At 69.9% G+C, this 18529-nt stretch carries 16 protein-coding genes and 2 pseudogenes; 4 read left to right on the top strand and 14 right to left on the bottom strand.

Translation table 11 applies throughout. The features are described from left to right. Positions 1-240: 240 nt before the first annotated feature. Entirely contained in the window at positions 241-774 is a 534-nt protein-coding gene (locus BLU79_RS31420; RefSeq protein WP_093909319.1) for a GNAT family N-acetyltransferase, read from the top strand. Positions 775-786: 12 nt separating this feature from the next. On the opposite strand, the pseudogene BLU79_RS31415 reads toward BLU79_RS31420, so the two are convergent. Continuing rightward, a pseudogene (locus tag BLU79_RS31415) lies at positions 787-1918 on the bottom strand (IS630 family transposase). 624 nt (positions 1919-2542) lie between these two features. Between BLU79_RS31415 and BLU79_RS48625 the strand changes: the two are divergent. Together BLU79_RS48625 and BLU79_RS31405 are read left to right on the top strand one after the other, a co-directional pair. Beyond that, a pseudogene (locus BLU79_RS48625) lies at positions 2543-2788 on the top strand (Atu4866 domain-containing protein); the annotation flags it as partial. Positions 2789-3007: 219 nt separating this feature from the next. Continuing rightward, entirely contained in the window at positions 3008-3556 is a 549-nt protein-coding gene (locus BLU79_RS31405) for a MarR family winged helix-turn-helix transcriptional regulator (RefSeq protein WP_093909317.1), read from the top strand. A gap of 63 nt (positions 3557-3619) precedes the next feature. Here the strand turns inward: BLU79_RS31405 and BLU79_RS31400 are convergent, their stop codons facing one another. From BLU79_RS31400 to BLU79_RS31350, 11 genes are read right to left on the bottom strand one after another with little or no spacing between them, the layout of a single operon-like run. After that, a complete protein-coding gene (locus BLU79_RS31400) occupies positions 3620-4642 on the bottom strand; it encodes an aromatic ring-hydroxylating oxygenase subunit alpha (protein ID WP_093909316.1) in 1023 nt (340 codons plus the stop codon). Position 4643: 1 nt separating this feature from the next. Beyond that, positions 4644-4868, bottom strand: a complete 225-nt coding sequence (locus BLU79_RS31395; RefSeq protein ID WP_093909315.1) for a recombinase-like helix-turn-helix domain-containing protein — start codon at positions 4866-4868, stop codon at positions 4644-4646. Positions 4869-4887: 19 nt separating this feature from the next. Further along, positions 4888-5835, bottom strand: a complete 948-nt coding sequence (locus tag BLU79_RS31390; RefSeq protein WP_093909314.1) for a PDR/VanB family oxidoreductase — start codon at positions 5833-5835, stop codon at positions 4888-4890. Positions 5836-5850: 15 nt separating this feature from the next. Further along, the gene (locus BLU79_RS31385; RefSeq protein ID WP_371131973.1) at positions 5851-7491 is read right to left on the bottom strand and encodes a thiamine pyrophosphate-binding protein; all 1641 of its coding nucleotides are present in this window, start codon (positions 7489-7491) and stop codon (positions 5851-5853) included. Between the two features lie 10 nt (positions 7492-7501). After that, positions 7502-8293 carry an SDR family oxidoreductase gene (locus BLU79_RS31380; RefSeq protein WP_093909313.1) on the bottom strand — a complete coding sequence of 264 codons (792 nt, stop codon included), beginning with the start codon at positions 8291-8293 and terminating at the stop codon, positions 7502-7504. A gap of 22 nt (positions 8294-8315) precedes the next feature. Further along, on the bottom strand, positions 8316-9059 hold the full coding sequence (locus BLU79_RS31375) for an SDR family oxidoreductase (RefSeq protein ID WP_093909312.1): 744 nt from the start codon (positions 9057-9059) through the stop codon (positions 8316-8318). Continuing rightward, the gene (locus BLU79_RS31370) at positions 9052-9573 is read right to left on the bottom strand and encodes a cupin domain-containing protein (RefSeq protein ID WP_093909356.1); all 522 of its coding nucleotides are present in this window, start codon (positions 9571-9573) and stop codon (positions 9052-9054) included. Before BLU79_RS31370 ends, BLU79_RS31375 begins: the two co-directional genes overlap by 8 nt. A 5-nt stretch (positions 9574-9578) precedes the next feature. Then, entirely contained in the window at positions 9579-10382 is an 804-nt protein-coding gene (locus tag BLU79_RS31365; protein ID WP_093909311.1) for an alpha/beta fold hydrolase, read from the bottom strand. Then, complete coding sequence (locus BLU79_RS31360) at positions 10379-11176, bottom strand: aspartate dehydrogenase domain-containing protein (RefSeq protein ID WP_093909310.1); 798 nt, start codon at positions 11174-11176, stop codon at positions 10379-10381. Before BLU79_RS31360 ends, BLU79_RS31365 begins: the two co-directional genes overlap by 4 nt. After that, complete coding sequence (locus tag BLU79_RS31355; protein WP_093909309.1) at positions 11173-12111, bottom strand: VOC family protein; 939 nt, start codon at positions 12109-12111, stop codon at positions 11173-11175. Before BLU79_RS31355 ends, BLU79_RS31360 begins: the two co-directional genes overlap by 4 nt. A 23-nt stretch (positions 12112-12134) precedes the next feature. Further along, entirely contained in the window at positions 12135-13622 is a 1488-nt protein-coding gene (locus tag BLU79_RS31350) for an aldehyde dehydrogenase family protein (protein WP_093909308.1), read from the bottom strand. A 380-nt stretch (positions 13623-14002) separates the two neighbouring features. Between BLU79_RS31350 and BLU79_RS31345 the strand changes: the two genes are divergently transcribed. Then, positions 14003-15403, top strand: a complete 1401-nt coding sequence (locus tag BLU79_RS31345) for an MFS transporter (RefSeq protein ID WP_093909307.1) — start codon at positions 14003-14005, stop codon at positions 15401-15403. 104 nt (positions 15404-15507) lie between these two features. Here BLU79_RS31345 and BLU79_RS31340 read toward each other — a convergent pair whose 3' ends face one another. Further along, a complete protein-coding gene (locus BLU79_RS31340; RefSeq protein ID WP_093909306.1) occupies positions 15508-16935 on the bottom strand; it encodes a cellulose binding domain-containing protein in 1428 nt (475 codons plus the stop codon). Positions 16936-16997: 62 nt separating this feature from the next. Next, positions 16998-18512 (bottom strand): beta-N-acetylhexosaminidase, encoded by a 1515-nt coding sequence (locus tag BLU79_RS31335; RefSeq protein ID WP_093909305.1) that lies wholly within the window; start codon positions 18510-18512, stop codon positions 16998-17000. Between the last annotated feature and the right edge of the window lie 17 nt (positions 18513-18529).

Below are 18529 nucleotides of genomic sequence, written 5' to 3'. Positions count from 1 at the left end.
GCCACGATCAACTCACGCGCCCCAGCCCCCACCATGCACAGCTCAACGAGCCACCTGGGGGCTGAGCCACGGCCAACCATGCACGAGGTCGTTAGACACCGGCTCCATCGTCCCCGCCGACGGCCGCTTCACCGCGATCTAGTGCCGCATCAGACATCGTTCGCCCTGCTGTGATGTGACGTGCCCTTGATCGATAGGCTTCGAGAACGTGTTCAGGCGGGTGATCCTGGAGGTGCCCTCATGGCCATCGAGTGGGTTCGGCTCAAGCTCGACCTGGATGCGTTCGACGATTCCCGATTCGAGCCTTACCTCCGACGCTGCCAGCAGACTGGTATCGAGTTCACGACCATGGCAGCTGTCGGCGACACGGTTGAACATCGGCGTGCGCTGTACGACCTGAACAAGACGTGCTCCGCCGACATCCCGGAGCGGGGGGAGTTCTACACGTTCGACGAGTACCTCGCCCAGCGTATCGAGACTCCGACCTACGATCCCCAAGGTGTCGTTCTCGCCCTGGACGGCGGGTCATGGGTCGGCATGGCAACCACGTCGCTCCAACCCGAAGGGCATGCCCTCAGCGAGATGACCGGGCTGCTGGCCAGCCACCGGGGAAGGGGAATCTCGCTGGCCATGAAGCTCCTGGCCATCGGCTTCGCGCGTTCTCAAGGCATGCACTGGCTGCGGGCCTTCCACCACCCTGACAACGCAGCTGCCATCGGCATGAACCGACGGCTCGGCTTCATCACCGACGAGCCACGAGTTGCAACCACGTGATGGTCATGCACATCAGGCGACATTCGCCCTGCGTACAACTCGCCGCAGGCGCTCGTCGGTGGCGTGCTTGTTCCGCCAGATGATGTAGCGGCGGATCATGCTGCCCTGCTCCTTGTGGTCGGCGTGGTCCGTGCCCTCCAGGGTGAAGTAGCGCAGGGCCGTGAACTGGGCCTCGATGCGGTTGAGCCAGGAGCTGTTGGTCGGCGTGTAGGCGATCTCGACGTTGTTCACGGCGGCCCAGATACCGACCGTTGACACCTTTTCGTGGTCAGGTGCGGGGAGAAGTCGTCGCAGACGATCGCGATGCGGACGTCCGCCGGGTAGAGGGTGCGCAGGTAGCGGCAGAACTCCAGGAACTGGGTGCGCCGCTTGATCGGTTTGATGTGGCCGTAGAGCTTGTCCTTGGCCAGGTCCAGGGCGGCGAACAGGTGCCGTACTCCGCCGTAGCGGTTGTAAGTCGCCCGGCGCCGCCGGCGTGGCTCCCGGTCGGGGTCCTTGTGCTTGCCTCCTCGCTCCGCCCACTGCCGTCCGGGGTGCGGCATCAGGTTGAGGGGCCCGAACTCGTCCATGCAGAAGACGACGTCGGACTCACCCTCTTCGGCTATGACCTCGCCGTCGGCGATCGCATACAGGTGCTCGACGCGGGCCTTCTTGGCCGCGTAGTCCGGGTCGCGGGAGGTCTTCCAGGTCTTCAGGCGTTGAAAGGAGACGCCTTCCTCGCGGAGCAGAATGCGCAGGCCCTCGTGGCTGATGTCGTCGACCACCCCCTCGGCGACCAGAAAGTCCGCCAGCTTGGGCAGGCTCCAGGTTGAGAACGGCAGGTCATGCTCGGTGGGCTTGGACTTCGCGATCTTCCTTATCTCACGGCGCTCCGCCAGCGTGAAGGTCTTCGGCCGGCCACCGGAGTACTTCGGATACAGAGAGTCGAAACCGTCGGCGTTGAAGTTGTGGATCACGTCCCGGACCCGGTCGTTGCTGGTGAACGACACCTCAGCGATCCTCGCCACCGGCTGCCCTGCGCGGACAGCAACACCATCTGGGCCCGCCGCCAGGTCACCACCGACCCGGTGCCCCTGCGGATGATCCGCAGCAGCCGCGCGCCCTCGTCGTCATCGATCTCTCGTACCTGTACCCGCTCAGCCACCAGGACAACATGGCGGATGCACGCCGCCCAGACCTGACCCCGGACTGCGAGTCACGGCGGGGCGAACGTTGCCTGATGCGGCACTAGCGCCGCACCGACCACCGTTCCCCGTACGAACCAGCGTGGGTGCCGCAGTCCCGGGAGCACCGCTCCGCTGAAATCCGCGGCCTGGATAGCCCTAACTCGTCAGCCAATCATTGAAGCATGAACACACCGACACGAATTCAGGTCAAGAGCCGCGTGACGCCGCTCCGTTCTCTGAGCGGCGGCACCTACATTCTCCGAAACCGAGCCGCCCGTTCGGCACGGGTCGTCGAACCTTCCGACAGTACGGAATGCGAATGCGGGCTCAGTGAAATGGATTCCCCGGCACAGGCTGCCTGACCCTGCCCGGCAACCGCGCCCGGTCCGCAGCCAGACAACCCATCAGAAGAGATACGAAAACCGATGACACGCACAACGCTTGCGCGAATGGCAGGCGGAGTCGCCGCAACCGGGATCCTGGTCGCGGCGGGATTCCTTGCTGAGCCCGGCGCACCGAGCCCCCGCACTCCCTCCTCGCCTCCGCACACCCCCGGGACCGCAACGCCCAGCAGCCACTCGACAGCGAAGCCTCACCACTACGTTGGGCTTTGGGTGACCGCCGACGGTTTCATCCGCCAGGAACTGCTGCCGAACGGCCGCTACGACGAAGCCCGAGGAAACCGCCAGAGCGCCTACACCGGCAGCTACACCGTCACCGGCAACCACCTCGACTACGTCGACGACACCGGCTTCACCGCCACCGGCGACATCCGCGACGGAGTCCTCTACCACGAACACCTCGTGCTGTTCCGCGAGGGTCAGGTGCCCGCGTCGGCGCGTAAATGACCACGCCTCCGATCCAGTGACGAACGTCCCGCAGGCGTCCCTGAGCTCCGCCCGCCGGCGGGGCTCTGCCGCAACCACCGCAACAGCTACAAGCTGAGCAGCGGGCCGCACGGCACCGCCTTCAGGGTGGCCGCCTCAAGTGAAGCCGTCCTCGTCAGGAGGCACGCATTCCCTTAGGGCTAAGATTTCAACATCGCATACGCGTCCCGAAGGGAAGCCATGGCTCAGCGCAGGGCGGCAAAGCGGCCGGATGCCGTTTCGGGGATTGTCGATGCCTGGGCACGTGAGCGGCCCGAGCTGGACACCTCGCCGCTGGAGGTGCTCGCCCGCCTGCACCGCTCGTATCTGCAGTACCAGTCCAGGATGGTCTCGCAGCTCGACGCGCACGGCCTGTCCGTCGCCGGGTTCGACGTCCTCACCGCGCTGCGCCGGGCCGGCGCCCCGTACCGGCTCACCGCCGGGCAGCTCGCCGCCTCGGGGCTCATCTCGTCGGCGGGTGTGACCCTGCGTCTGGACCGGCTCGAGAAGGACGGCCTGCTCGTGCGGGAGCGCGACGCCGAGGACCGTCGTGTCGTGTACTCACGGCTGACCGACGCCGGGCTGAGCAAGGTGAACGAACTGTTCGCCGCGCACCTGGAGAACGAGCGCCGGATGCTGGGCGGACTGTCGCCCGCCGAGCGCCGTCAACTTGCCGGCCTGCTCTCCAAGTTGGAGCGCTCGATCGTGGAATCCGACGACGCCGGGCCGGACGGGCCGGAGCCCGGCTGACCCGGACGGCAGACGAGGGACGCCCCGGCTCGGGACGCCCGTCCAGCCTCGTGTGGGCACCGCTCAACCGGTGAGCCGCACCGTCGACTGCCGCTTCGCCTGGGCCTGGTACATGCGCCGCAGGCGGACGATGCCGAGGTCGTGCTGGTAGAGGTTCTCGTGCTGATCGGCGTCTGCGGGCAGGCCTTCGAGCATGATGCGGTCCTGTTCCAGGACGTCCCAGTGGCGGGTCTCGATGAGGGTCTTGTAGAGGAAGCGCCAGGTGTCACGCTGCCAGTCCTGCACCTTGCGGTAGCGCCAGAAGAAGACGCCGGTGCGCTCGGCGTCCACCGGGCAGGCCATGCCGACGATGCCGAAGGCGCCACCGGGTCCGGCGGACGGCGGGTAGGGGATGGACAGGTCCACCCAGTCGACTCCGGTGTGGCACAGCTCGACCCAGTCGAAGTTGACGCCACGTTGGTCGGTCTTCTCGAAGAAATAGCCGCGCTCGGTCTCACGGATGCGGAACTTCGCCTGTGTGTCGCCGTCGAACATGGTGTGGGACTCACTGTGAAGGAACGCGCCGTGCATCGGGTCGAGGAGGTTCTCCATGGCGTACCGCCACGGGACGTTCCATTCGGCGTAGCACAGGAAGGCGGACACGTCGTCGTCGGCCAGCGGGTCCGGCACGGTGAGTTCCACCGGCTCGGGGTGTTCCTCGTCGCCGAAGTACGCCAGGATCGCGCCGCCGACCTCGCGTACGGGCAGCGAGGTGACGAGGGTCTTGCCCTCCAGATTGCAGCCCGGCAGGCCCGGTACGGCGGTGACCTTGCCGGTGCCGTCGACCTCGACGCCGTGGTACCAGCAGGCGATGCGGTCACCCAGGTGCTTGCCCAGCGACAGCGGGGCGCCCCGGTGCGGGCAGCGGTCGGCGAGCAGGGAGAGGGTGCCGTCGGATTTGCGGAAGAGCAGCCAGTGCTCGCCGAGGGCGGTCACCTTGCGCATGCCCCCGGGCTCGACGAAGTGGGACGGTACGACGGGGTGCCACTGGTTGCGCAGGCCGTGGGCGTAGATGTGCTCGGCGGTGTCGTGGGTGGAAAGCGTCATCTCAGGCTCCCAGTCGGTGCATCTCGGCGCGGAAGGACTCCTCGGTCCAGGGCTCTCCCGTGGGTGTGTGCAGTTGGCGGGAGTTGAGGCCGTCGACCACGTCGGTCAGTTCGTGGCCGTCCTTGGTGAAGATGTCCTCAAGGGTGCGCGCGAGCTTCACCTCGTAGGGGGTCGGCTGGTGGTCGCGGGTCTGGTGGGGGGCCAGGTAGGGCCACGTGTCGGGCATCGGTTCTCCGTGCGGGTTCTCAGAGGTCCAGGACAAGACGGTCCGAGGCGCAGCGCGAGACGCAGATCATCATCGTCTCGCCGGCCGCGTGCTCGGCCTCGGTGAGCAGGAAGTCGCGGTGGTCGGGGGTGCCGGCGAGGACGCGGGTCTCGCAAGAGCCACAGATGCCGTCGCGGCAGGAGGAGCTGACGCTCAGCCCGGCGTTCTCGGCGGCCTCCAGGATGGAGGTGTCGGGGCCGACATTCAGGGTCACCCCGGAGGTACGGCACTCGGCTTCGAAGGCGCTGTCGTCGCCGTTGCGTTCGACCACGGGGGCGGCGAACCGTTCGACTCTCAACTGCCCCGTGGGAACTGCCTCTTCGACGGCTTTCAGCAGCGGTTCGGGACCGCAGCAGTACACCAGCGCGTCGGCGGGAAGGTCCGCGAGGATGCCCGCCAGGTCGATGTGGCCCTGCTCGTCCTGCGGTACGAGGGTCACCTCGCCGCCGGTGAGCGCGGCGAGCTCGCCGCCGAACGCCATCGATGTACGTGTGCGCCCGCCGTGGACCAATCGGTAGGGGATGCCGTCTCGTTGAGACTGCCCGGCCATTGCGAGGACGGGGGTGATGCCGATACCGCCGACGATGAAGACGTAGGAGGCGGCGGGTTCGAGCGCGAAGTGGTTGCGCGGCCCGGCCACCCGCACAGTGTGGCCGGGCCGCAGCTTGTTGTGCACGTGGCGTGAACCGCCACGTGAGGACGGTTCGTTGAGGATGCCGAGCCGGTACACGCCGGTGTCCGCCGGTTCGCCGCACAGGCTGTATTGGCGCACGTGGCCGCCGACATGAAGGTCCACGTGCGCGCCCGGTGTCCACGCGGGCAGCGGCTTGCCGTCGGGGTGGGTCAGTTCGACGGAGAGGACGCCCTCCGCCTCCCAGGTCATGCGGTGGACGAGGAGGTCGAGCTCCTGCTCTTCGGTGGTGCTCATGGAAGGGGGGCCTCCTTACGCGGTGGGGATCTTCACGGGCGGGGTGAACGGGTTCTTCATCGGGCCGAGTGCGCTCAGGTCCACCTCGACGAGGGTGGGTCCGTCGGAGGCGACGGCGGCCGTGATGACGGCCTTGGCGTCGGTCTCGTCGGCGATTCGCGCGTAGGCGAGTCCGCAGGCGGCGGCGAGCTGTGCGAAGTCGGGTGTGAACAGGTCGACGCCGGAGCGGCGTTCGCCGTACTTGTCCTGCATGTTGCGCAGCACGCCGTAGCCGCCGTCGTTGAAGACGAGGAGTGTCAGGCGCGGTCGCTCCTGGGCCAGCGTGAGCAGCTCACCGAAGTGGACGGCGAGTCCGCCGTCGCCGGCGATGACCACGGTCGGCCGGTCGGGGCGGGCGAGGGCCGCGCCGATGCCCATGCCCAGGCCCTGGCCGATGCCGCCGCCGCGCGGGAAGACGTTGGCGCGCGGATCGTGCATGGGCAGCAGGCGGTTGCCCCAGGAGGAGGACGGGATCGTGACGTCGCGGGCGACCACGGCACCGCGGGGAAGGGCGGCGGCGAGGGCGTCGCAGATGGCGGCCTGGGGGCCGATGTTGTCGTGCAGGGTGGCGCGCACCTCGTCGCGGACCTCGCGGACGCGGGCCGTCCAGGCGGCGTCGGCGCGCCGCGCCGTCGTGGTGAGCCGGGGCAGGGTCGCGTCCGCTGCGCCGTGGAGGGCGTGGCGGGCCGGGTAGACGCGGCCGAGGGCGGCGGCGTCGATGTCGATCTGGATGTGCGCGGCGGGGAGTTCGAGTCCGTAGTCGGCGGTCTCGTTGGAGCGGAAGTGGGTGCCGATGGTGACGAGGACGTCGGCGTCCTTCAGCAGGGCGCGGCCGGCGGGGGTGGTGGCGAAGTTGCCGATGACCAGGTCGTGGTCCTCGGGTACGCAACCGCGCCCGGAGTTGGAGGTGAGCAGCCCGGCGCCAGTGGCCTCAACGAGCGCCAGGAGCTCGGTGCGCGCGCTGTTCGCGCCGCCGCCCGCCCAGATCAGCGGTCGGCGGGCGGAGGCCAGCAGTTCGCGTGCGGCATCGAGCTCGGCGGCGTCGGGTGTCGGCGGCTCGACGGCCGCGACGGGTGAGCCGGTGTCGTGCTGGGCGGCGTACTGGAGGTCGATCGGCCATTCGACGCTGGCGGGCCCGCCGGGTGCGGTGAGGGCGGCGACGGACGCCTCGCGCAGGATGCGGCCCGCGTCCTGGGTGGAGGTGACGGTGACGGCGTACTTCGACACCGCTGTGAGCATCCCGAGCTGGTCCTTGGTCTCGTGGATGAAGCCCCGCCCGCTGCCGAGGTGGGCGGTCTCGACCTGGCCGGTGATGTGCAGGACGGCCGTTCCCGAGGAGAGGGCCTCGACGAGGGAGCCGGCGGCGTTGCCCGCGCCTGTTCCGGTCGACGTGAGCGCGCAGCCGATGCCGCCGCGGGCGCGGCCGTAGGCGTCGGCGGCGTTCACGGCGGTGGCCTCGTGGCGCACGGGTACGAAGCGCAGTGCGGGGTCGGCGTCGATGGCCTCGACGAGCGGGAGGTTGTGCACCGAGACGATGCCGAAGACGGTGTCGATGCCCAGTGAGGCGAGGTGGGCGGCGAGGAGCTCGCCTCCATTGCGGTGGGTCACAGGGGTCATGGAGGGCTCCTCAGAGGATGCCGCGGCCGACTCCGCCGCAGACGTCGATGCTGGTTCCGGTGATGTAGGAGGCGCGCGGTGACAGCAGGGAGACGATCGCGTAGGCGACCTCATCGGCGCGGCCGAGCCGCCCGAGTGCGACGCCCCGGTCGGCGGCCAGCCGGGCCTGCCACTCCTCGTAGGTGAGACCGCTGTCGGCGGCCGTGTGGCGGCGGGCCCACTGGCCGGTGTCGATGAGGCCGAGGCAGACGGAGTTGACGCGGATACCGTCGCCGGCGAGTTCGGTGGCGAGGGATTTGGAGAGGTTGAGGATCCCGGCGCGCGCCGCGCTGGTGGTGATCAGCCGGGTCTCGGGCTGCTTGGCCAGGACGGCGTTGACGTTGACGATCGCGGCCGAGTCCGAGGCGCGCAGGTGAGCACGGGCGGCGGCCAGGGGGTTGAGCACCCCGGCGAACTTCAGCTCCAGCTCGTCACGCCAGTCCTCGGCGGTCGTCTGGTCGAGCGGCTTCATGCGGGACTGGCCCGCGTTGTTGACGAGTGCGTCGAGGCGTCCGCCGAAGTGTGCGGCGGCGCGCTCGACGAAGTGGCCCACGGCGGCGGTGTCGCGTACGTCGCACACGCCGCGGAACAACCGGTCCGGGCCGGCCCCCAGCTGGGCGGCCGCCCGGGCGAGCCGGTCCGCGTCGCGCCCGCAGGTGGCGACGTTGGCGCCTTCGTCGAGCAGGGCCCGGACCGTGGCGAGGCCGACACCCGAGCTGCCGCCGGTGACCAGTACGGTGCGGTCGGCGAGGCCGAGGTCCATGAGAACTCCTTGCAGGGGTGGATCAGTGCATCGTGAAGCCGCCGTTGACGGCGATCACTTGGCCGGTCAGATATCCCGACTCGGCGCCGAGGAGGAACGCGACCGCCCCGACCAGGTCGTCGGGCTGCTGGGACCGGGGAATGGCCCGGTTGTGCGCGTACAGCGCGTGCCGTTCGGCGGGTACGTCCCGCGTCGCCTCGACCTCCGTCAGTCCCGGCGCCACGGCGTTCACCGTGATGCCCTCGGGGCCCAGCTCGCGGGCCATGGCCCGGGTCAGCGCGATGACGGCACCCTTGGAGGCGATGTAGTGGGCGAGCCGTGGCGAGCCGTACAGCGCGGCGTCCGAGGCGATGTTGACGATGCGGCCGGGGCACGACATCAGCGGCAGCAGGTGCTTGGCGACGAGCCAGGGCCCGCGCGCGTTGACCGTCATCAGCCGGTCCCACGCCTCGACGTCGATGTCGTGGAAGTACTTGCCGCCCACGCCGTTGGCGAGTGCCGCGTTGTTGACCAGCCCGTGGACGGTGCCATACGGCGCCAGCCGGGCGGCCAGCGCCTCGACCGAAGCCGGATCGGCGATGTCGAGGGGCGCGAACTCCGCCTCGCCGCCCGCCTCTTGAATGGCGGCGGCCGTGCGCCGGCCCCACTCCTCGTTGAGCTCGGCGACGACGACCCGGTACCCGTCCGCGCCGGCCCGGCGGGCCATGGCCTCCCCCAGGCCACGGCCCCCGCCGGTGACGACGACCGTGCGCGGCCGCTCAGTCACGCGTGACGCCGTACAGCGGCGAGTACTCGGGGTAGGTCGGCACCTGAGGCTTCTGCGTGCCGATGATCACGCAGAAGAGCGCGTCGGTGTCGCCCTCGTTCTTCAGGGAGCGGGTCACCCCGGCCGGCACCACGATCATGTCGCGGTAGCCGAGCGTGCGGTACTCGACCTCGTCGGGGCCGCGGTGGATGCCGACGCGGACCTGGCCCTCCAGGACGAAGAAGGCCTCCTCGACGTCGTGGTGGGTGTGGGCCGGGCCCTCGGCGCCGGGCGGCAGCAGCATGTTGGAGAAGGTGAAGCCGCCGGAGGGGAGGATGCGGTTGTCGTTCTCGTGGTTGCCGGTGGCGCCGGAGCCGACGTAGCGGATCTGCGCGCGCTTGTACTGCGGGCCGGCCTTCTCCTGGAAGGACAGGGTGCCCCAGTCGGGCTCGCGGGAGTTCTTGGTGGCGATGAGGGCGTCGGTGTACTTGGCGAGGTCCCCGCCGTTGTCGTATTCGGTGGTGGTCAGCGGCATGGTGGTCATCCCTTGCTGGTCTTGGCGTTGGTGACGATGTGCAGGTGGGAGAGCAGCCAGGCGTTGAAGTGCTCGGGCCGCTCCTGGTTGGCCAGGTGACCGGCGTCCTTGACGATCACGTACGCGGTCTTGCGCAGACCGCCGGCCAGGACCTGTGAGGCTTCGGGACCGGTGATGCGGTCCTGGTCGCCGCACAGGACGAGGGTGGGCGCGGTGACCCGGGCGAGTTCGCCGCGCAGGTCGGTGGTGGCCATGGACTCGGCCGCGTGGCCGTAGCCGGGCAGGCGGATCGAGCCGGCCATGGTGTCGACGACGCGCTGGACGAGTTCGTACGGCGCGTCCTGGGAGACGAGGCGAGGGCCGCGCCGCTCGGCGAAGGCACGTGGCCCGAGTTCCGCGAGTTCGGGGACTCGGGCGCGCATCCCGGCGGCCTTCTCGGGGCTCGTCGCCGAGCCGGGGGTGGAGTCGGCGACGGTGAGCGAGTCGACGAGGTCGGAGTGGCGGGTGGCGAGCCGCAGCGCGATCACGCCGCCCCAGGAGACGCCTACGACGTGGGCCCGGCCGCCGTGTGCGCGGATGACCTCGGCGGCGGTGTCGGCGAAGTCGTCCAGCGTGAGCGCGCTGTCGGGGTCGGCCGACTTGCCGTAGCCCGGGGCGTCCCAGGCCAGCACCCGGAAGTCGCGCCCGAGCGCCTCCAGTTGCGGTGCGAAGGCGGCCGAGGACGAGCCGATGCCGTGCAGGCACAGCACGAGCGGACCGTCGGTGCCCGCCCGCTCCAGGTGCAGCCCGGCGATGTCGTACGCGGTCACAGGATCTGGCCCGAGCGTCCGGCCAGGGCCGCCAGCGAGCGCAGTACGGCATACGGAACGACCTGGCTGGTCGCCGGGTTGGCGGCGTCCGGCTGGTGGCGTACCTCGAAGCGGTACGAGCCCTGCGGTCCGTTCGCCTCGATCACGTGCGAGGTGTGCACGGCGGCCGGGTCGGCGACGACACTGACCCGCACGGCGTCGAGGTCGCCGACCGCGAGCGCCACGGAGGCGGCGACGTTGGTCGACTTGGGGAACTTGACCGGCACCTCGCGCGCGGTGCCGCGCATCACCTCGACGGGCCCGGTCGCCGAGCGCATCGCGGCCAGCATGTCCTCGTCCATCCAGGGCTGTTCGAGGGTCGAGGGCCACTTGGTGGTGGTCAGCTTGATCTCGCCGAGCGGTCCCATGGCACGCGCCGCCTGGAGCAGGTCGAGTCCACCGACCGCTCCCCCGGTGAAGTAGACGCGGCCCGGCCCGGTGGTCAGGAGCTTCTTCGACAGTTCCTCGTCGGTCAGGGCACCGGTGGAGGCCACGAGGAGGTCGGTGCCGGAGGCGAGGATCGTCTCGCCCCAGCCCCGGACGACGCCCTGTCCGGCGGCCTCGACGATCAGGTCGCAGGACTCCAGTGCCTCGTCCACGGTCATCTGCGGTGCGGGAACCGCGTCCCCGAGTGGCCGGTTGTCGACGACGGCCACCAGTTCGGCACCCGGTACCTCACCGCCCGCGATCGCGTTGCCCACGACCCGGCCGATGGCACCCCAGCCGATGAGACCGACCTTGCGAACCCTGCTCATGCTGTGACTCCTTCGGCATCGACGGGCGGGAGGACGGGGCTTCCGTCGGGCGTGCCCGCCATGTGGGCGCGGATGAGCTTCGACGGCGGACCGGCCGTGCCCCAGGTGTCGGACAGTTCGGGTGTCCGCCGCCAGGTCCGGCAGATCCAGGCGTCCTCAACGATCTGCGCGACCTCGGAGGTGTACTCGCAGACCAGACCGCTCGGGTCGGTGAAGTAGGAGAAGGTGTTGTTGCCGGGGCCGTGCCGGCCGGGTCCCCACTCGGGGTTGATCCCGTGGTGCTTGAGTCGGCCGAGCCCTCGCATGAAGTGGTCGAGCGAACTCATCTCGTACGCCACGTGGTTGAGGGAGACCCACGGCGCCTGGTTGAAGGCGATGCAGTGGTGGTCGGTGTTGCAGCGCAGGAACGCCATCTGGTGCTCGGACCAGTCCGAGACCCGCATGCCGAGGACCTCGCGGTAGAAGGCGACGGAGGCGTCGATGTCGGTGGTGTTGAGGACCGCGTGGGTGACACCGACCGGCAGTGCCTCGTCGCGGCCTCGTGCCGTGACCGCCCAGATGTCGGCGGAGAGTTCGATCAGCCGTCCGTCGAGGTCGTGGAACCTCAGTCCGTATCCGCCGCCGACCTGGTCGAGGGGGCCGGGCGCGCTGACGAACGCGATCCCCCGCGCCTCCAGTCGGCGCGCGGCCTCGTCCACCTCGGCGGGTGTGCCGACGGCGAAGGAGAGCCGGCCCAGGCCGACCCTTTCGGCCCGGGTGAGTTGCAGGGCGTGGTGTTCCTTCCCGGTGCCGCGCAGCCAGCTCGCGCTGTGTCCGGCCTCGACGACCTCCAGGCCCCAGACCTCCGCGTAGAAGTCGGCGGCCTCGGCGAAGTTCGGGGTGAGCAGCTCGACCGAGCGCAGTGCGCGCAGCCGGGCGATCGGGGGGTGGTTCATAGCGAAATCTCCCAGAGGGGTCGTCAGTTGGCCCACGGCAGCGGCGTGCTGTCGGCGCCCCAGTACAGGGACTTCTGCCGCTGGTAGGCGCGGATCAGGTCACGGCCCTTCTCGATGCCGAGGCCGGACTCCTTCATCCCGCCGAAGGGGGTGGAGATGGAGAACTGCTTGTAGGTGTTGATCCAGACGGTCCCGGCCTCGATCCGCCGCCCGAGCCGCCAGGCGGCACGCAGGTCCCGCGTCCAGATGCCGCAGGCGAGTCCGAAGACGGAGTCGTTGGCCTGGGTGACGAGTTCGTCCTCGTCGTCGTAGGGAAGCGCGACGAGCACGGGGCCGAAGATCTCCTCCTGGCAGGTGCGGGCGGAGTTGGGCAGTGCGTCGATCACGGTCGGCAGGTAGTAGGCGCCCTTCGCGTACGGCTCGCCCTCGGGTACGGCGCCGCCGCAGAGCACCCGGCCGCCCTCCTCGCGCGCCAGGTCGACGTAGGCGGCGACCGCGTCGCGATGCTTGTGGTGCACCAGCGGTGCCACCTGCGTGTCGGGGGACGTGCCGGCTCCCACGCGCAACTTGCCCACACGTTCGACGAGTTCGCCGACAAAGGAGTCGTACAGCGACGAGTGGACGAAGAGCCGCGATCCGGCGATGCAGGACTGGCCGCTGGAGGAGAAGATCCCGTACATCACGCCTGCGAGGGCCTGTTCGACGTCCGCGTCCTCGCGCACGATCGTCGGCGACTTGCCGCCGAGTTCGAGCGAGGCGGGGATCAGCTTGTCGGCGGCGATACGGGCGATACCGCGCCCGGTGCCGGTTCCGCCGGTGAAGCCGATCCGTCCGACGAGCGGGTGCCTGACGATCGCGTCGCCCACGATGCGGCCCTTGCCCGGCACGACGGCCAGCAGCTCGGTGGGCAGCCCGAAGTCGGTGAGTACCTGGTGGACGAGGCGGCCGAAGGCGAGGGAGACCAGTGGCGTCCACTCGGCGGGCTTGAGCAGGACGGCGTTCCCGCCGGCCAGTGCGGGCGCGACCTTCTGCGCGTCGGAGGCGATCGGCGAGTTCCACGGGTTGATCGCGCCGACGACGCCGATCGGCTCGTGCACGCTCATCGTGACGTACGTGCCACGGGGCGGTGTGAGGGCATCCTCGGCCGTCTCCAGCGCCGCGGCGGTGTACCGGAAGGTCCCGGCCGCGCTCAGCGCCAGGGCGTGGGTCTCGCCGAGGGTCTTGCCGGTGTCGGCCGTCTGCAACGCGGACAGCTCCCCGGCGTGCTCCTCGATCACGTCGCCGATCCGATACAGGACGCGGGCCCGCTGGTGGGGCAGGAGGTCGCGCCATCGGGGTGCGGCGGCGGCCGCGGCGGCGGCATGCGCGGCCTCCTCCACGTCGTCCGCCGAGGCGGCGTGGACCGTGGTGATGACGGTGCCGTCGGCCGGGTTCACGGTGTGGATGGGCAGGCCTCGACCACGTCGCCAGTGGCCCGCGATGAGGATCTCGTCGGCAGGGATGCGCGGCATGGGGACCTCCGGATGAGGGCGGTACGGGGTGACCTCCGACACGGCGGGCGTTAGGCCTCGGCTGCGATGTCGAAGTACTAGAAATCTAAGGGCTTAACTAATTTGACCGCAAGGGGGTCCCGCCGGAGAAATTTCTTCCAGGTCAGGGATAAGGCTTGCCTAACCTCGGTGGGCTGCCGGTAGAACATTAAGCGCTGAGATGTTCAGCACCTACAGAACTGGGGCGTCGGCACAGTCCGCGCAGCCCCTCGTTCCGGCCCGCCGTCCCCGTCCCCGCCCTTACAGCTGCCCGGTACACGTATACCGTCGTACCCTCGCGGCCCGAACCCTCCCGTGCGGTCCCGTCCCCCACCACCGCCGTACGGATCCGGAGACCAGCCATGACGATCGACGCACACCGCGCCGCCACAGATCGACCAGGCGACGCACCCCCGCTCGCGGCCGACATCGGCGCCCGCTTCGAACGCCTGCCCCTGTGCCGCTGGCAGGTGATGGTCCGGCTCATCATCGGAACCGCCACCTTCTTCGAGGCCTTCGACCAGCTCCTGATCGCCTACGCCCTCCCCCAGCTGCGCACCGAGTGGAGCCTGGGCACCGGTCACACCACCGCCCTGATGACCGTCGGATCGATCGGCATGCTCGTCGGCGCACTGGTGTCGGGCCGGCTCGCCGACCGCATAGGGCGGGTCAAGGTCATCGCCGCCTGTATCGCCCTGGCCAGCCTCTGCAACCTCGCGCTGACCCTGTGCACCTCGCCCGAACCCTTCATGGCGATCCGCTTCGTCCAGGGCATGGCCATCGGCGGCGAGGTACCCATCGCCGCCACCTTCATCGCGGAGATCACCCGCGCCCACCAGCGCGGCCGCTTCGTCCTCCTCTTCGAACTGGTCTTTCCGGCCGGCCTCACCGCCGGAGCACTCGTCGCCTACTGGCTGGTACCCCTGTTGGGCTGGCGCTGGATGTTCGGCCTCGCGGCCCTTCCCGCGGTCCTGTGCCTGGTCATCCTCCGCTACGTACCCGAGTCCCCCCGCTGGCTCGCCGGCCACGGGCAGAACGAGAAGGCCCTCGCCACGATGGCGTCGATCGAGGCGAAGGTCGAGAAGATCACCGGTACCCCGCTGCCTGATCCGCAGCCCGCGCCGTCCGCCGCGCCGCCCCAGGGCAAGGGCGGCCTGGGCGAGCTGCTGAGCGGCAGATACCGCAAGCGCATGATCGTCGTCGGGCTCCTCTGGTTCACCGGCTACTTCGTGAACTACGGCATCACCTCCTGGCTGCCCACCATCTACGGCACCCGCTTCCACCTCGACCTCTCGACGGCCCTCCTCTACTCGACGGTGACGAGCGGCGCGGGCCTGCTCGGCTGCCTGATCGTCGCCCTCACCGTCGACCGGGCCGGCCGACGCAACACGGTGATCTGGTGCTTGAGCGCCGCGGCGGTGTGTCTGCTCGTCCTCGGCCTGTCGGCCACCGGCACCGCGGTCGGCGTCCTGGCCTGGACGTCTCTGGCCGCCGTGTTCCTCTTCGGCTGCAACATCTGCCTCTACGTGTACACGCCCGAACTCTTCCCGACCCGGATCAGGGCCCTGGGCGTCAGTCTGGGCGGCGCCATGAACCGCCTGGGCATCATCCTCGGCCCGATCGTCGTGGGCGCGGTCTACGCGGGCGGCGCGATCGGCACGGTCTTCGTGACGCTGGCCGCCGTCGCCCTGGTCGGCTCGCTGACGGCGAGGGTCGGGGCGGAGGAGACGAGCGGGCGCAGCCTGGAGGACGCCGCGCCCTAACCAGGCGGTGCGTGCCCTCCACGACGCTGAGGTGCTGCTGCAGGCGCCTCGGGCGAAGGCGCCGGGGCCGGTGATCCACAGGGCCCCGGCGCCGTGCGCTGAACTCAACTGCTGGGGACGGTGTCCTCGAACGTGGTGCCCGCGCTGCGGTACGCCGTCACCTTGGCGGCGACCTGGGACGGCGTGAGGACCTGGTCCTTGACGTGCAGGACGTAGTCGACCTGCTCGTCGTACGCCCGCGCGGCGGTGCTGGCCAGGCCGCCGAAGTCGATCAGCCACTGGTTGAAGTTGATCGACATCGGCCGCTCCGGCAGGTACGCGGAGTCATGGGTGCCGAAGAGCTGACCGTCGATGTAGTACTTGATGCTGCTGTTGTCGATCGTGAGCACCAGGTCGTGCCAGCCGGCGTAGCTCTGGCGGCTCTCGGTGTGCTGGTTGACCGCCACCCACGGGTCGGCCTGGTACGTCTCCCAGGATGTCGTGTAGAGGATGTTGGACGGCTCGCCCCAGCCGCCGTTGGGCAGGTACTCGAAGTCGTACTCGGCGTAGTCGTCCGCCATCGGTGCCGTGAGGTCGTTGATGGTGAAGAACGTCTGGACGAGGTGGTCGCCGTCCGGCCCGTACTTGGGTGCGTCGCTGAACTTGACCCGGGCCGCGTAGGTGCCGTTCTTGAACTTCCTCGCCTGAGTGAGGATCTCGGTCTGCTCGGTGCTCGCCCCGGTGCCGGCGGTCGAGGTCTCCAGGTTCATGACGGAGTTGCCGCTCGTGGTGGCGAAGGTGACGTTCTCGGGCGCCCAGGTCGCGCCGGGCACGCCGGGGCCGCCGGAGTTGGAGCGCACGCTCCAGCCGTTCGCCGAGATCTTCGGGTCGCTGTGGCTGCTGTAGTTGAAGTCGTCGAACAGCGTGGCACCGTCGGCCGGAGGATCGGTCGGCGGGTCGGTGGGCGGGTCCGTCGGCTCGTTGCCCGCGGGGGCACTGCCCCACAGGGTGGTGCCGGCCAGCTGCGCCGTGACCTTGGACCAGTCGCCGTACGACGTCTGCGCTGCGCCGAAGGAGTAGTCGTCGCTCTGGTTCAGCGAGGCCCACGTCGACTGGTGGAAACGCAGCTGCAGGTCTCCGGTGTCCGCGCCCGGAGCGAGCGAACCTGCACCGGAGGTGAAGCCGATCTCCAGGTAGCGGTCGGCGGTGGCGGTCGGATTGGCGAGCGTTCCGAAGGTGCCCGTGACGTTGGCGCAGCCCTTGACGGCCCAGGAACAGGCGAAGCGATAGGTCGCGCTCGCGGAGTCGGCCTTGAAGTAGTAGCGGATCTTGACGTTCTGCAGTGGAACGCCCGTGTCGCCGGTGTTCTTCACCTTGAACCAGGGTTCGGCCTGGTCGGCGGTGGCTCCCGTGGCACTCGTCCGGTACTGGACGCTCAGCCCCTCGCCGGCCGCGCTCGCGGTGGCAGGGAGTGCGGTGAGCGCGGCCGCACCCATGGCCACCGTGACGGCGGCGGACGCGGTGGCGCGTAGCCGGTTCTTCGCGAATCTCATGGTTGTTCCTCTCCAGAAGGGTGGGGTGATTCCGGAATGGGACGGGGTCGAAGGTGGTGCTGTCAGGGGTGACGCCGGACGCCGAGCGCGTCGAGCCGGGGCGTGTGTCCGTCGAGGCGGGACCGGAAGTCGGCCCAGTCGGTCGCACCGCTCCAGCCTCGGTCGGCGAGGGCACACAGCCGCGGGTAGGTGAGGTACTCGATGTGAGCGGGCGTTGTGACGAACTCGGTCCACAGCTGGGCCTGGGTGCCGAGGATCCGCCCTGCTACGTCTGCGTCCGCGACCTCGGGTACAGGGTCGTGGGCATGGACGGCGCGCAGATCTACGACGGCTCCGGGCTGCGCCGGCGGCTCGCTCGGGTCGTCGGACTGGGCGTAGTCGAGGTAGGTGGCCCGGTGGTACGCGCTGACCACAGGGTGGCCGCGACGGGCCGCCGCCAGAGTGTGGGCCGAGTCGCGCCAGGTCATCACGGTGAAGTCGAGGGGCAGTTCGGCACCGGTTTCCGCCCAGCCGACCGGGCGGCGTCCGTGTCGGACGAGGAAGTCGCCGATCTGTCCGAGGAACCAGCCGTGCAGGGCCTCGGGGTTCGGCAGGCCCTTGGCCGCCGCCCGTTCGCGTGCGGCGGCACTCTGCGCCCACTCGGTGGTGGGGCACTCCTCGCCGCCGACGTGGATGTACGGCGAGGGGAAGACGTCCATGACCTCGTCCAGGACGGTGCGGCAGAAGTCGAGGACCTCGTCGTGGACGCCGAGGACGGTGTCGCACACGCCCCAGCGCGTCCAGACGTCGAGGGTGCGCTCCGGGTGGTTGCCCAGTTGGGGGTAGGCGGCGAGGGCGGCACGCACATGCCCGGGCATCTCTGTCTCCGGCATGACGGTGACGCCGCGCGCGGCCGCGTACCGGACCAGGCCGTCGAGTTCGGCCCGCGTGTACGACCCGCCGTGCGGAATGCCGTCGTACGTGCCGCTGCCGGCCGGGCCCTTCTGGGACTCGGCGCGGTGGCCGCCGATCTCGGTGAGCTTGGGGTAGGCGGCGATCGGCATGCGCCAGCCCTGGTCGTCGGTGAGATGCAGATGGAGCACGCTGATCTTGTGCAGGGCCAGCAGGTCGACGTACCGGCGCAGGTAGGAGACCGGCTGGAAGTGGCGTGCCACGTCCAGCATCGCGCCTCGCCAGGGGTGGCGCGGGACGTCGCTGATGTCGGCGCACGGCAGCTGCCACCGCGTATCGGGCTGCGGGATCGCCGACAGGGCCTGCGGCGGGAGGAGTTGACGGATCGTCTGGATGCCGCGCAGCAGGCCCGTGGGATGCGCGGCGCGCAGCAGCACCGCGTGCGGGTCGATGGTGAGGACGTATCCCTCTTCGCCGAGGTCGCCTGGGCCGGATTCGAGCGCCAGGGTGAACTGGCCGTCCGGGGACGGTCGCAGGGTCAGTCCGGTGGCGGGGGCGAGCAGGGTGCGCAGCAGTTCCGCGGCCGGTTCGGTGCCTGAGCCGAGCCGCAGAGTGGTGTCCTGGTCGAGCGTGAAGTGGCCGGGCCTGAACGCGGCCTCGGTGGGGCGGGGTACGAGGGCGGGCATGCGTCGCCTCCGGAACG

Origin of the sequence: Streptomyces sp. cf386 (genome assembly GCF_900103585.1) — a bacterium.
GTDB lineage: Bacteria > Actinomycetota > Actinomycetes > Streptomycetales > Streptomycetaceae > Streptomyces.
Note: the sequence above shows the minus strand (reverse complement) of the source record. Positions and strands in the feature narration are given on the sequence as shown.